The organism is Streptomyces sp. NPDC058195 (genome assembly GCF_042883525.1).
Lineage (GTDB): Bacteria > Actinomycetota > Actinomycetes > Streptomycetales > Streptomycetaceae > Streptomyces.
The window spans coordinates 64,551-77,421 of the sequence record NZ_JBHVVM010000026.1; the positions used below are offsets into that span (position 1 = coordinate 64,551).

Here is a 12,871-nt window from a genome sequence, read left to right on the forward strand (position 1 = left end):
CCGCCCGCCGTTCGTCAGCCGCGCCCGATCGGAGCATCCACCGACCATGACCCAGCCCGCCGAGTCGCCTTCCGCCTCGTTGTTCCAGGTGTTCGCCCACGCCGACGACGACCTCTACTTCGTCAACCCCGACCTGTACCGGGTGCTGACCGCGGGCCACCGCGTCACCAGCGTCTACCTCACGGCCGGTGAGGCCGACGGGCGCAACGTGGACACCCGCGACCCGCTGCGCGGCCAGGCCCCGGTCGACTTCGCCGGTTACATGGAGGCACGCCAGAACGGACTGTGCGCGGCCTACGCCACCATGGTCCTCGGTGACAGGGAAGCCTCCTGGACCCGGGAGCCGGTCGAACTCGTGCCGGGCGTGGCCGCGGAGCGGTACTACCTGGCACAGGCGCCGCACGTGCAGCTCTTCTTCCTGGGGCTGCGGATGGCGGACACCGCGCACGGCTTCCCCGCGGACCAGCCGCAGGCCCGGCTGACCAGCCTGTGGGACGGGCGCGCCGCCCGCCAGCCCACCCTCCTCGCCGCCGCGTCCGAGCTCCGCCAGCCGCAGGCACTCGGCCGCGAGGACGTCGTCGGCGCTCTCACGCAACTGCTCTCCTACGCGCAGCCCACGCTGTTGTGGACCATGGACCCGGACCCGCTGCACGAGTCGTACGACGAGGCGCGCGGCATCACCTCCAGCGACCACGCCGACCACACGGCCACGGCCCAGTTCGCCCGCGAGGCGCTCCGCCGCCACCTGCGCGCCGGAAGCCGTCCGCCGCTGACCGAGCACTTCACCGGCTACGGCAACAAGAACTGGCCGAGCAATCTGAGCGAGCGCTCCCACGCACTGAAGAAGTCCCTGGTCGACGTGTACGCGGGAGCTGACGGGCACCCGTGCGCGCACCGCTACTGCGGCGACCTCCAGCTCGGCGACGGTGCCGACATCCGCCGCTACGGCTGGAGCACCCGCAGCCGCTATCCGCAGGGCACGCAGTGGCTGCACCGGCAGCACGACGGCAGGCTCGCCGCGTACACGGTCCTCGGCGACCAGGCCGCGGTGTGGACGGAGACCGAAGCGGGCAGCGGACGCTTCGAGGGACCGCTCCTGCTGCCGGGCGGCGATCTCCTGCCGTGCCTCGCCGCCGCCCCCGACCGTACCGGGGGCGTCCACCTGGTGGGACTGCGCCGCGTCCAGGGTGCCGAGGGCCGGGCCGATGTCGAGGTGGTCCGCATGTGGCGCCAGGCGCACACCGGTTCCGTGCTGCCCTGGGAGTCCCTCGGCAACCCCGACGAGGCGACCGGTGACTGGCGGCGCTGCCGCGAGGTCGGGGTGCCCGCCGCCGTGGTGGACCCGGCCGGCCACCTCCACGTCTTCGTACGGAACTTCTCGGTGGGCGTCAGCATGCGCCGCGAGACGCCCGAGGGCCTCACCGCCTGGGAGGCGCTCGGCGGGCGCTGGATGCAGGACTCCCTGACCGCGGTGGCGCGTTCCACGGGCCGTATCGACATGTACGCCACGAACCGCACGGGCGGGGTGCGCTGGCGGCAGGAAGCCGTGTACGGACCGTTCAAACTGGAGGACCAGCTGGTCACCGGCGTGCCGGAGAGCTGGCGTCCGGCCTCCGGTCTCACTCCTGTGCAGATCGGCCGCAACCGCGTCGCGCTGTTCTACCGGGAGGAGGACTCCGGGGCGGTGATGCGCCACCAGCAGCGCCCCAACGGAACGTGGGAGCAGCGGGTGGACCGGCTCAGCGACGACGGCGGCACCGGCGCGGTCGCCGCGGCCCGGCTGCTCGACGAGGAACACGACCTCCTGGTCGTCGCCAGGCGGGACGAACGGAGCAGGCCCGCGGTGGCCGTGCTTCCCACGGACGACCGCGTTCCCGCGCGGCCCGAATGGGAGCACCACGGGATCCAGATGGTCGGCGCACCGGCGATCGCCGCCGACGCACACGGCCGGGCGGTCGTCGCGGTGGTCGGTACGGACGGACGGCTGCACTGGACGCGGCGGGACGCCTCGCGGCCGGGCGCGGGCTTCGGCCCCTGGGACGCGTGCTGACGTCCGGCCGGGCCATGTGACAACGGAGACGAGAAGAAGACATGCGAAAGATCTGCGTCATCGGCAACTCGGTGGCGGCCTCCCGCACCAAGGAGGAGGCGCCGCTCGCGGGGTGGGGCCAGTACCTCAAGGAGTTCCTGGGGCCCGACTGCGACGTACGCAACTACGCGCGCGACGCCATGACGCTGCGGGACTACTACACGGGCCGGTTCGCCGCGCTGCTCACGCTCGTCGGCCACGGTGACCTCGTGCTCATCGCCTTCGGCCACGTCGAGCAGCGCGTCAACCAGCTCAACCGCCACCACGGCCCCCGGGAGTACAAGGAGTACCTGCGGCTGTACGTCGAGGCGATCCGCGCCGAGGGCGCCGTACCGGTCCTCGTGACCCCGGCGGCCCGCTGCGTCTTCGACGTCTCGGGCAGTCCGTTCGACACCCACGACGGATACACCCGGCTGACTCTGGAGGCCGCGGCGGAACTCGGCTGCCCGGTCATCGACATGAACGCCTCCACCACCCAGCTCCTCGCCGAGCTGGGCCCGATGCGGGCCCGGGGCCTCTTCCGGTGGCTGGACCCGGGAGACCACCCGGCGCACCCCCACGGCATCGTCGACGCCTCGCACTTCAACCACGAGGGGGCCCGGGAAGCGGCGCGGCTGGTGGCGAGCGGCCTGGCCGCCGTGCCGGGACTGCCGCCCGGGCTGGTGGACGTCCAGCGACTGGTGCCGGGGCAGCTGCCGCCGGTGCAGACCGAGTTCACCGTGCGCCAGCCGCAGCTCGCGCTGACCGCCCGGCCCGAGGTGGCCTCTGCCCCCGCCGTGACGTCACCGGCCTTCGCCGAACTCGTCGGTGCCGGACGCAAGCTGACGGGAACGGCGCCCGAGGGCGCCGACTACGTGCTCTTCTTCGAGGAGGGGGAGTACCTCGGCGGCACCCGCACCGACGGGGACGGGGCGTGGCAGTGGCGGCGCGCCGTGCGGTGGCCCGCGGGCCGGCACAAGGTGACCGCGATCGCCCTCGCGGGCCCCGCGGTGTCCACGGCGGCGGAGACGGAGTTCGAGGTGCTCGACCGGCTGGAGGCACCTGAGGTGATCGGCCCCCGCAAGGGAGCGTGGAGCGGTCCCCGTCCCCGGTTCTCGGGCACGGCCGGGCGGGGCGTCCAGAAGGTCATGGTGCTGGAACAGGGGCGGCTGATAGCCGAGGCCCCGGTGGGGGACGACGGGAACTGGCGCGTCACGCACCCCCACGTCTGGCGGCCGGGCACCTACGCGGTGGAGTTCGTCGCGGTGTTCAGCGCCGTCCACTCGCCCCCGGCGCGGCTGGAACTGAAGGTGCACGGCGTTCCCGAGGACAGCTGGCTGCACACGTCGATGTCCGCGCGGGAGTCCTGCGGCCCGGACTGCGCCCACTACCCGGCCCTGCCCGCCTGGTGACGCGGCGGGGGCGCCCGCCCCCGGAACGCGGAACGGGCCGTACGGAGTGGTCTCCGTACGGCCCGCCGTCGCGTCGGCGAAGGGTGGTTACGCCGGGACGCTCGCCACGCCCTGGGCGAGGAACTTCTTTCCGTTCACCCGCTCCGAGACGCCCTCACGGTCCAGGTACGGCGTGATGCCGCCCAGGTGGAAGGGCCAGCCCGCGCCGGTGATCAGGCAGAGGTCGATGTCCTGGGCCTCGGCGACGACGCCCTCGTCCAGCATCAGACCGATCTCCTGCGCCACCGCGTCCAGCACCCGGTCGCGCACCTGCTCCTCGGACAGGACGACATCGCCCTGCTTGAGGAGGGCGGCGACCTCCGGGTCCAGCTCCGGCTTGCCGGAGTCGTAGACGTAGAAGCCGCGCTTTCCGGCCTTGACGACCGCGGCCAGGTTCTCCGAGACGGTGAACCGGTCCGGGAAGGCGCGGTTCAGGGTCTCCGAGACGTGCAGACCGATGGCCGGGCCGACCAGCTCCAGCAGCACCAGCGGCGACATCGGCAGGCCCAGCGGCTCGACGCCCCGCTCGGCGACGGCGACCGGGGTGCCCTCGTCGATGACGTTCTGGATCTCGCCCATGAAGCGGGTGAGGATGCGGTTGACGACGAACGCCGGGGCGTCCTTCACCAGCACCGCGGTCTTCTTCAGCTTCCGCGCCACACCGAAGGCCGTGGCCAGCGAGGCGTCGTCGGTCCGCTCGCCGCGCACGATCTCCAGCAGCGGCAGGATCGCGACCGGGTTGAAGAAGTGGAAGCCGACGACCCGCTCGGGGTGCTTCAGCTTCGACGCCATCTCGGTGACCGAGAGGGAGGAGGTGTTGGTGGCGAGGATCGCGTGCGCCGGGGCGACCGCCTCGACCTCCGCGAACACCTGCTGCTTGACGCCGATCTCCTCGAACACGGCCTCGATGATGAAGTCCGCGTCACCGAAGCCCTCGGCCTTGTCCAGCACACCGGTGACCAGGGCCTTCAGGCGGTTGGCCTTGTCCTGGTTGATCCGGCCCTTGCCGAGCAGCTTCTCGATCTCCGTGTGGACATAGCCCACGCCCTTGTCGACCCGCTCCTGGTCGATGTCGGTCAGCACGACCGGCACCTCCAGGCGGCGCAGGAACAGCAGCGCCAGCTGCGAGGCCATCAGACCGGCGCCGACGACACCGACCTTGGTGACCGGGCGGGCCAGGTTCTTGTCCGGGGCACCGGCCGGGCGCTTGGCGCGCTTCTGGACCAGGTTGAACGAGTAGATCCCCGAGCGCAGCTCACCACCCATGATCAGGTCCGCGAGGGCCTGGTCCTCGGCGTCGAAGCCGGCGCCCAGGTCGCCGTCCTTCGCCGCCGCGATGATCTCCAGCGCGCGGTAGGCGGCCGGGGCCGCGCCGTGCACCTTGGAGTCGGCGATGGCCCGGCCGCGCGCGACGGCCTGGTCCCAGGCCTCGCCGCGGTCGACCTCGGGACGCTCCACGGTGACCGTGCCGTTCAGCACGTCCGCCGTCCAGACCAGCGACCGCTCCAGGAAGTCCGCGCCCTCGAAGAGCGCGTCGGCGATGCCGAGCTCGAAGACCTGCTTGCCCTTGAGCTGGCGGTTCTGGTTCAGCGAGTTCTCGATGATGACCGAGACCGCGCGGTCGGCACCGATCAGGTTCGGGAGCAGTGCGCAGCCGCCCCAGCCCGGGACCAGACCGAGGAAGACCTCGGGCAGCGAGAACGCGGGCAGCGCCTTGGAGACGGTGCGGTACGAGCAGTGCAGCCCGACCTCGACACCGCCGCCCATCGCCGCGCCGTTGTAGTAGGCGAACGTCGGGACCGCGAGGCCGGACAGGCGGCGGAAGACGTCGTGCCCGCCCTTGCCGATGGCCAGCGCGTCGTCGTGGCTCTTCAGCAGCTCGACGCCCTTGAGGTCGGCGCCGACCGCGAAGATGAAGGGCTTGCCGGTGATGCCGACGCCGGTGACCGTGCCCTCGGCCGCCTCCTTCTCGACCTGGTCGATCGCGGCGTTCAGGTTCGCCAGCGACTGCGGTCCGAAGGTGGTGGGCTTGGTGTGGTCCAGGCCGTTGTCCAGCGTGATGAGGGCGAAGCGGCCCGCACCGGCCGGGAGGTCCAGGTGACGTACGTGCGCCTGGGTGACGACCTCGTCGGGGAACAGCTCGGCCGCGCCCTTCAGAAGCTCAGTGGTGGAGCTCACTTGTTGCCTCCGTTGAAGTTCGGGTTCTCCCAGACGACGGTGGCGCCCATGCCGAAGCCGACGCACATGGTGGTGATGCCGTAGCGGACCTCGGGCTGCTCCTCGAACTGGCGGGCCAGCTGCGTCATCAGACGCACGCCCGAGGAGGCCAGCGGGTGACCGTAGGCGATGGCTCCGCCGTACTGGTTGACGCGCGGGTCGTCGTCGGCGATGCCGTAGTGGTCGAGGAAGGCGAGCACCTGGACGGCGAACGCCTCGTTGATCTCGAACAGGCCGATGTCGTCGATCGTCAGACCGGCCTGGGCCAGGGCCTTCTCGGTCGACGGGATCGGGCCGTAGCCCATGACCTCCGGCTCGACACCGGCGAAGGCGTAACTGACCAGCCGCATCTTGACCGGGAGGCCCAGCTCGCGGGCGACGTCCTCGGCGGCGATCAGGGAGGCGGTGGCGCCGTCGTTGAGCCCGGCGGCGTTACCGGCGGTGACCCGGCCGTGCGGACGGAACGGGGTCTTCAGTCCGGCGAGCGACTCCATGGTCGTCCCCGGGCGCATCGGCTCGTCGGCGGTCACCAGGCCCCAGCCGGTCTCACCGGCCTCGGCGTTGGTGCGGCGCACCGAGACCGGCACCAGGTCCTGCTGGATCGCGCCGTTGGCGTACGCCTTGGCGGCCTTCTCCTGCGAGCGCACCGCGTACGCGTCGGCACGGGCCTTGGTGATCTGCGGGTAGCGGTCGTGCAGGTTCTCCGCGGTCATGCCCATGAAGAGAGCGGACTCGTCGACCAGCTTCTCCGAGACGAAGCGCGGGTTCGGGTCCACGCCCTCGCCCATCGGGTGGCGGCCCATGTGCTCGACACCACCGGCGATGACGACGTCGTACGCGCCGAAGGCGATCGAACCGGCCGTCGTGGTGACGGCGGTCAGCGCGCCCGCGCACATGCGGTCGATCGAGTAGCCGGGCACGGACTGGGGCAGGCCCGCCAGGATGCCCGCGGTGCGGCCCAGCGTCAGACCCTGGTCACCGATCTGGGTGGTCGCGGCGATGGCGACCTCGTCGATCCGCGCGGGGTCGAGGTCCGGGTTGCGGCGCAGCAGCTCCCGGATGGCCTTCACGACGAGATCGTCGGCGCGGGTCTCGTGGTAGATGCCCTTCGGGCCCGCTTTGCCGAACGGGGTGCGGACGCCGTCGACGAAGACGACGTCCCGGATGGTACGAGGCACGGTGGCTCTCCTCCAGGGTGCGGGATGGCACTGCTGCGCGGCACGCCCGGAAGCGTGCTGCTCCCCACATGCTACTTGCGGGTAACCAGACTGCCCACCCCCTGTGCCGGGAGCGGCGAAGGTCACACGGCCCCGGGCCCGGAAACGGCGAACGCCGGGCGGGCCGGAATCGGACCGTCCGGCGTTCGGGCGCACGGATCGTACGGGCGTACGGGTCGGGAACCTGGCGTGATTACGCCCCCGGGGCAGCCGCCCGGACCCTGCCGGGCGGCCCTTCGGCCGGAGAGCACCCGGCAGGCGTTCAGGCGGCCGACGACAGCGCGCGCAGCAGCAGCGGGGCCACCTGCTCGATCTGCCAGCGACGCGCCCCGTACCCGGCGAGCGCGGTCTCCACCGCGTCCGGCGTCGGGTGCTTGGGCGGCTCCCAGCAGACCCGGCGCACGGTGTCCGGGGTGATCAGGTTCTCCTGCGGCATGTGCAGCCGCTCGGCCAGCTCCGAGACCGCGGTGCGGGCGGCCGAGAGCCGGGCCGCCGCCGCGGGGTCCTTGTCCGCCCAGGCGCGGGGCGGCGGCGGACCGGCGAGGGCCTGGCCGGGCTGCGGGAGCTCGGTGTCCGGCAGCGCCTTGGCCCGGTCGACGGCCGCCTGCCACTGCTCCAGCTGGCGCCGCCCCATGCGGTGGCCGAAGCCGGGCAGCGCGGTCAGCGCCTGGACGTTGGGCGGGAGCGCGAGCGCCGCCTCGACGATCGCGGCGTCGCCCAGGATCTTGCCCGGGGAGACGTCACGGCGCCGGGCGACCTGGTCGCGCGCGGTCCACAGCTCCCGGACCACCGCCATCTGCCGGCGGCGGCGGACCTTGTGCATGCCGGAGGTGCGGCGCCAGGGGTCCTTGCGCGGGGGAGCGGGCGGGGCGGTGGCGATCGCGTCGAACTCCTCGCGGGCCCACTCCAGCTTGCCCTGCTGGTCGAGCTCGTCCTCCAGGGCGTTGCGCAGGTCGATCAGCAGCTCGACGTCGAGCGCCGCGTAGCGCAGCCAGGGGTCGGGCAGCGGGCGGGTGGACCAGTCGACGGCGGAGTGCCCCTTCTCCAGCGCGAAGCCGAGCACGTTCTCCACCATGGCGCCGAGGCCGACGCGCGGGAAGCCGGCCAGCCGTCCGGCGAGCTCGGTGTCGAAGAGCCCGGTGGGGGTCATCCCTATCTCGCGCAGACAGGGCAGGTCCTGCGTGGCGGCGTGCAGGATCCACTCGCTGCCGGTCAGGACCTCGCCGAGCCCGGACAGGTCGGGACAGCCGACCGGGTCGATCAGCGCGCTGCCCGCGCCGTCCCGGCGCAGCTGCACCAGGTAGGCGCGCTGGCCGTAGCGGTACCCGGAGGCCCGCTCGGCGTCCACGGCCACCGGGCCGGACCCGGAGGCGAAGGCGGTGATCACCTGGGCCAGCGCGTCCTCGGACGCCACCACCGGGGGAATGCCCTCGCGAGGTTCGAGCAAGGGGATCGGCGCCGGGGCGACGTCGTCCGGGGGAGCGCCCCCGGTGGTTCGCAGTGAACTGTCTGCTGCGGTCTCTTGGGCGTCGGTCACGTGTCAAGGGTATCTGTGTATGTACGGCGCCCGTCGACGGAACGTTCCGCCGACGGGCGCCGATGAGCACAAACCAGCCGGGCCGCACCCGTGCGGGCGGGCGGGTGCGGGCGTCAGTGGATGATTCCGGTACGCAGCGCGACGGCGACCATGCCCGCGCGGTCCCCGGTGCCGAGCTTGCGGGCGATCCGGGCGAGGTGGCTCTTGACGGTCAGGGCGGACAGGCCCATCGAGACGCCGATGGCCTTGTTGGACTGGCCCTCGGCGACCAGCCGGAGGACCTCGACCTCGCGGCCGGACAGTTCGCGGTAGCCGCCGGGGTGGCCCGGGGCGCCGGGGGGACGGCGGTGCATACGGGCGGCGTTGGCTCCGATGGGGGCGACGCCGGGGCGGGCGGGGTGGCCGATATTGGTTCGTGTGCCCGTGACGACATAGCCCTTCACTCCGCCCGCGAGGGCGTTGCGGACGGCGCCGATGTCGTCGGCGGCGGACAGGGCGAGACCGTTCGGCCAGCCGGCCGCCCGGGTCTCGGACAGCAGGGTCAGCCCGGAACCGTCGGGCAGATGGACGTCGGCTACGCAGATGTCGCGCGGGTTGCCGACGCGGGGACGGGCCTCCGCGATGGACGACGCCTCGATGACGTCACGTACTCCGAGTGCCCACAGATGGCGGGTGACGGTGGAACGGACGCGCGGGTCGGCCACGACGACCATGGCCGTCGGCTTGTTCGGGCGGTAGGCGACCAGGCTTGAGGGCTGCTCTAGGAGAACGGACACCAGGCCTCCTGGGGAGTGGCGGGACGGGCCGGCTCGGTGGTGGGCCGGGGCGAACCGTGCTTGAAGGGTCATTGACCTCTTCGGCAGCAGACCCCTGCTCCTTTAGGGGATGATCGCGATTTGATGCGTAACAATTCGGGCAAATCGGGCACGCGATCGATTGTACGAAAAAGTGCCGGTGACTGGGCGACATGAGTGACGCACAGTGACCGGCATAAGGTGTTTTCGGCCATTCGAGAATGCGGGCTGTTCGGGGACGGTGCCGAAGACGCCTCAGGAAACCTGCGGGCCGCGCCGCTGGGGGAGGGTCACCACCGCCGCGTCCACCGGCCCCGAGGGCGGCAGACCGGCGACCTGGCACAGCAGATCACCCCAGGCCATCAGGTGGGCGGCGGCGTCCGGCACCCCGCCCCGGCCCTCCCGGGGCGTCCAGGACGCCCGGATCTCGATCTGTGTCGCCGGGCGCCGCGCGCCCAGCGTTCCGAAGTAGTGCGAACTCGCCCGCGTCACCGTGCCGCCCGCCTCTCCGTACGCCAGGCCGCGCGCCTCCAGCGCCCCGGTCAGCCAGGACCAGCAGACCTCGGGCAGCAGCGGATCGGCGGCCATCTCCGGCTCCAGTTCGGCCCGCACCAGCGTCACCAGCCGGAAGGCGCCCTGCCAGGCGTCGTGCCCGGCCGGATCGTGGAGCAGTACGAGGCGCCCGTCGGCCAGATCGTCCTCGCCGTCGACGACCGCCGCCTCCAGGGCGTGCGCGTACGGGGCCAGCCGCCGGGGCGGCCGGGTCGGCTCCACCTCCAGCCCGGGGCGGAGCCGCGCCGCGTGCAAGGCGTCCACCGCCGACTGGAACGCGGGCGGAACGGCATCACTCTCCTCGCCGCCCTTGCCGTCAGCGTCGTCGGTGCGATCGGAGAAGTGTCCCTGAGCCGGAGCCATGCGGGGAAGAGTAGGCGGAACCGGCGCTTCGCGCAGGGAGGGACACCCGCGCGTGCCCGGCTGCCGGGGCCGTCGTGCGAAGATTCCTGGTGTGAGTGCCAACGATCGCCCCATGGGCCAGCAGCCGAAGACCCCCGCCACCCATGAGTCGGCGTTCCTGAAGGCGTGCCGCCGCGAGCCGGTTCCCCACACGCCGGTCTGGTTCATGCGCCAGGCGGGCCGCTCACTGCCCGAGTACCTGAAGGTCCGCGAGGGCATCCCGATGCTCGACTCCTGCATGATGCCGGAGCTGGTCGCCGAGATCACGATGCAGCCCGTCCGCCGCCACAAGGTCGACGCCGCGATCTACTTCAGCGACATCGTCGTACCGCTCAAGGCCATCGGGATCGACCTCGACATCAAGCCCGGCATCGGCCCGGTCGTCGCCGAGCCGATCCGCACCCGCGCCGACCTGGCCCGGCTGCGCGACCTGACGCCCGAGGACGTCGCGTACGTCACCGAGGCCATCGGCCTGCTGACCGCCGAGCTCGGCGCCACGCCGCTCATCGGCTTCGCCGGGGCGCCCTTCACCCTGGCCAGCTACCTCGTGGAGGGCGGCCCCTCCCGCAACCACGAGCACACCAAGGCCCTGATGTACGGCGACCCGGAGCTCTGGGCCGACCTGCTGGACCGGCTCGCCGAGATCACCGGCGCCTTCCTCAAGGTGCAGATCGAGGCGGGCGCCTCGGCCGTCCAGCTCTTCGACTCCTGGGTGGGCGCGCTGGCCCCCGCCGACTACCGGCGCTCGGTGCTCCCCGCCTCGGCGAAGGTGTTCGACGCGGTCGCCGGGTACGGCGTCCCCCGCATCCACTTCGGCGTCGGCACCGGTGAACTCCTCGGCCTGCTCGGCGAGGCCGGTGCGGACGTGGTCGGCGTCGACTGGCGCGTCCCGATGGACGAGGCCGCGCGCCGGGTCGGCCCCGGCAAGGCGCTCCAGGGCAACCTGGACCCCGCCGTGCTGTTCGCGCCGACCAGGGCCGTGGAGGAGAAGGCCCGCGAGGTGCTGGACGCGGCGGCCGGTCTTGAGGGCCATGTCTTCAACCTGGGCCACGGCGTGCTGCCGTCGACCAGCCCGGACGCGCTGACCCGGCTCGTCGAGTACGTCCACACCAGCACCGAACGCTGACCTCCCGCCGGGCGGGCACCACCGCTCAGCCGGTGCCCGCCCGGCGCACCGCCGTCACCGCCTTGCGCGCCGCCACCAGCACCGGATCCCAGACCGGCGAGAACGGCGGCGCGTACCCCAGGTCCAGGGCCGTCATCGCCTCCACCGTCATCCCGGCCGTGAGCGCCACGGCCGCGACGTCCACCCGCTTGGCCGCCCCGTCCCGGCCCACGATCTGCACCCCGAGCAGCCGCCCCGTGCGGTACTCCGCGAGCATCTTCACCGTCATCGCCCGCGCCCCCGGGTAGTACCCCGCCCGGCCGGTCGACTCGATCGTCGCCGTCACGAACCGCAGGCCCACCGCGCGGGCGTCCTTCTCGCGCAGACCGGTACGGGCGATCTCCAGATCGCACACCTTGCTCACCGCCGTACCGACCACCCCCGGGAACGTCCCGTAGCCCCCGGCGACGTTGGACCCGATGATCTGGCCGTGCTTGTTGGCGTGGGTGCCCAGCGCGATGTGCCGGGTGCGGCCCGCCACCAGGTCGAGCACCTCGACGCAGTCGCCGCCCGCCCAGACGTTCTCGTGCCCGACGACCCGCATCGACAGATCCGTCAGCAAGCCGCCGTGCGGACCCAGCGGAAGACCCGCCTCCCGCGCCAGCGCCGTCTCCGGCGCCACCCCGATGCCCAGCACCACCACGTCCGCCGGATACTCCGCCCCGCCCGCCACGACCGCGCGGACCCGGCCGTCCGGGCCGGTGCGGATCGCGGTGACCCCGGCCCGGTTGACGGTGGTGATGCCGAGACCGTCCATCGCCTCGTGCACCAGCCGCCCCATGTCCGGGTCGAGCGTCGCCATCGGCTGCTCGCCCCGGTTGAGCACAGTCACCCCGAAACCGTGCTTCAGCAGCGCCTCCGCCATCTCCACACCGATGTAACCCGCCCCGACGACGACCGCCCGCCGGCCGCCCGGCGCCCGGTCCAGCGACTCCAGCAGCGCCTGCCCGTCGTCCAGGGTCTGCACCCCGTGCACCCCGGCCGCGTCCATCCCGGGCAGGGCCGGACGCACCGGCCGGGCACCGGTCGCGATCACCAGCTTGTCGTACCCCGTCCAGTACGCCTCGCCGCTGCCCAGGTCCACCGCCCGCACCCGCCGCCCGGCGACGTCGATCGCGGTGACCTCGGTGCGCATCCGCAGATCGATGGAGCGGGCCCGGTGCTCCTCGGGGGTACGCGCGATCAGCTCGCCGGGCCCCGCGACGTCACCGCCGACCCAGTACGGGATGCCGCAGGCGGAGTACGAGGTGAAGCCGCCCCGCTCGAAGGCGACGATGTCCAGCTCGTCGGGGCCCTTCAGCCTGCGGGCCTGCGAGGCGGCGGACATGCCCGCCGCGTCGCCGCCGATGACCACCAGTCGCTCCGCCGCCATGTAGCCGGTCCTTTCGACGCGTTCCGGGTCCTGTCCGGGTGCCCACGCTACGACGTGGGGCACGCGTCCGGGCGCCCGGACGGGTTTGAGAGAGTG

9 protein-coding genes are annotated in these 12,871 nt (G+C 72.7%); 3 read left to right on the top strand and 6 right to left on the bottom strand.

Going from position 1 to position 12,871, the window contains the following annotated elements; genetic code table 11:
* The first annotated feature begins 46 nt into the window (after positions 1–46).
* Both ACFVWY_RS27305 and ACFVWY_RS27310 read left to right on the top strand, forming a co-directional pair.
* Positions 47–2,050: a PIG-L family deacetylase gene (locus ACFVWY_RS27305; RefSeq protein WP_389877095.1), complete on the top strand. Its 2,004-nt coding sequence runs from the start codon at positions 47–49 to the stop codon at positions 2,048–2,050.
* Between the two features lie 41 nt (positions 2,051–2,091).
* Positions 2,092–3,480, top strand: a complete 1,389-nt coding sequence (locus ACFVWY_RS27310) for a GDSL-type esterase/lipase family protein (protein WP_389877096.1) — start codon at positions 2,092–2,094, stop codon at positions 3,478–3,480.
* A gap of 87 nt (positions 3,481–3,567) precedes the next feature.
* Here ACFVWY_RS27310 and ACFVWY_RS27315 read toward each other — a convergent pair whose 3' ends face one another.
* From ACFVWY_RS27315 to ACFVWY_RS27335, 5 genes are all read right to left on the bottom strand, one after another.
* The gene (locus tag ACFVWY_RS27315; RefSeq protein WP_389877097.1) at positions 3,568–5,697 is read right to left on the bottom strand and encodes a 3-hydroxyacyl-CoA dehydrogenase NAD-binding domain-containing protein; all 2,130 of its coding nucleotides are present in this window, start codon (positions 5,695–5,697) and stop codon (positions 3,568–3,570) included.
* On the bottom strand, positions 5,694–6,914 hold the full coding sequence (locus tag ACFVWY_RS27320; protein WP_389877098.1) for a thiolase family protein: 1,221 nt from the start codon (positions 6,912–6,914) through the stop codon (positions 5,694–5,696). Before ACFVWY_RS27320 ends, ACFVWY_RS27315 begins: the two co-directional genes overlap by 4 nt.
* Positions 6,915–7,215: 301 nt before the next feature.
* The gene (locus tag ACFVWY_RS27325) at positions 7,216–8,490 is read right to left on the bottom strand and encodes an HRDC domain-containing protein (RefSeq protein WP_389877100.1); all 1,275 of its coding nucleotides are present in this window, start codon (positions 8,488–8,490) and stop codon (positions 7,216–7,218) included.
* Between the two features lie 113 nt (positions 8,491–8,603).
* Positions 8,604–9,266, bottom strand: coding sequence for a LuxR C-terminal-related transcriptional regulator (locus tag ACFVWY_RS27330; RefSeq protein ID WP_389877101.1), 663 nt, complete (start codon positions 9,264–9,266; stop codon positions 8,604–8,606).
* A gap of 273 nt (positions 9,267–9,539) precedes the next feature.
* Entirely contained in the window at positions 9,540–10,199 is a 660-nt protein-coding gene (locus ACFVWY_RS27335) for a DUF3000 domain-containing protein (protein WP_389877103.1), read from the bottom strand.
* 91 nt (positions 10,200–10,290) lie between these two features.
* On the opposite strand from ACFVWY_RS27335, the gene hemE reads away from it, so the two are divergent.
* Complete coding sequence (gene hemE, locus ACFVWY_RS27340; RefSeq protein WP_389877105.1) at positions 10,291–11,364, top strand: uroporphyrinogen decarboxylase; 1,074 nt, start codon at positions 10,291–10,293, stop codon at positions 11,362–11,364.
* 25 nt (positions 11,365–11,389) lie between these two features.
* Here hemE and ACFVWY_RS27345 read toward each other — a convergent pair whose 3' ends face one another.
* Complete coding sequence (locus ACFVWY_RS27345; protein ID WP_389877106.1) at positions 11,390–12,775, bottom strand: FAD-dependent oxidoreductase; 1,386 nt, start codon at positions 12,773–12,775, stop codon at positions 11,390–11,392.
* Between the last annotated feature and the right edge of the window lie 96 nt (positions 12,776–12,871).

Coding starts and splice junctions, on each gene's coding strand:
- ACFVWY_RS27305 (WP_389877095.1), top strand. CDS start 47: ATGACCCAGCCCGCCGAGTCGCCTTCCGCCTCGTTGTTCCAGGTGTTC.
- ACFVWY_RS27310 (WP_389877096.1), top strand. CDS start 2,092: ATGCGAAAGATCTGCGTCATCGGCAACTCGGTGGCGGCCTCCCGCACC.
- ACFVWY_RS27335 (WP_389877103.1), bottom strand. CDS start 10,199: ATGGCTCCGGCTCAGGGACACTTCTCCGATCGCACCGACGACGCTGAC.
- ACFVWY_RS27345 (WP_389877106.1), bottom strand. CDS start 12,775: ATGGCGGCGGAGCGACTGGTGGTCATCGGCGGCGACGCGGCGGGCATG.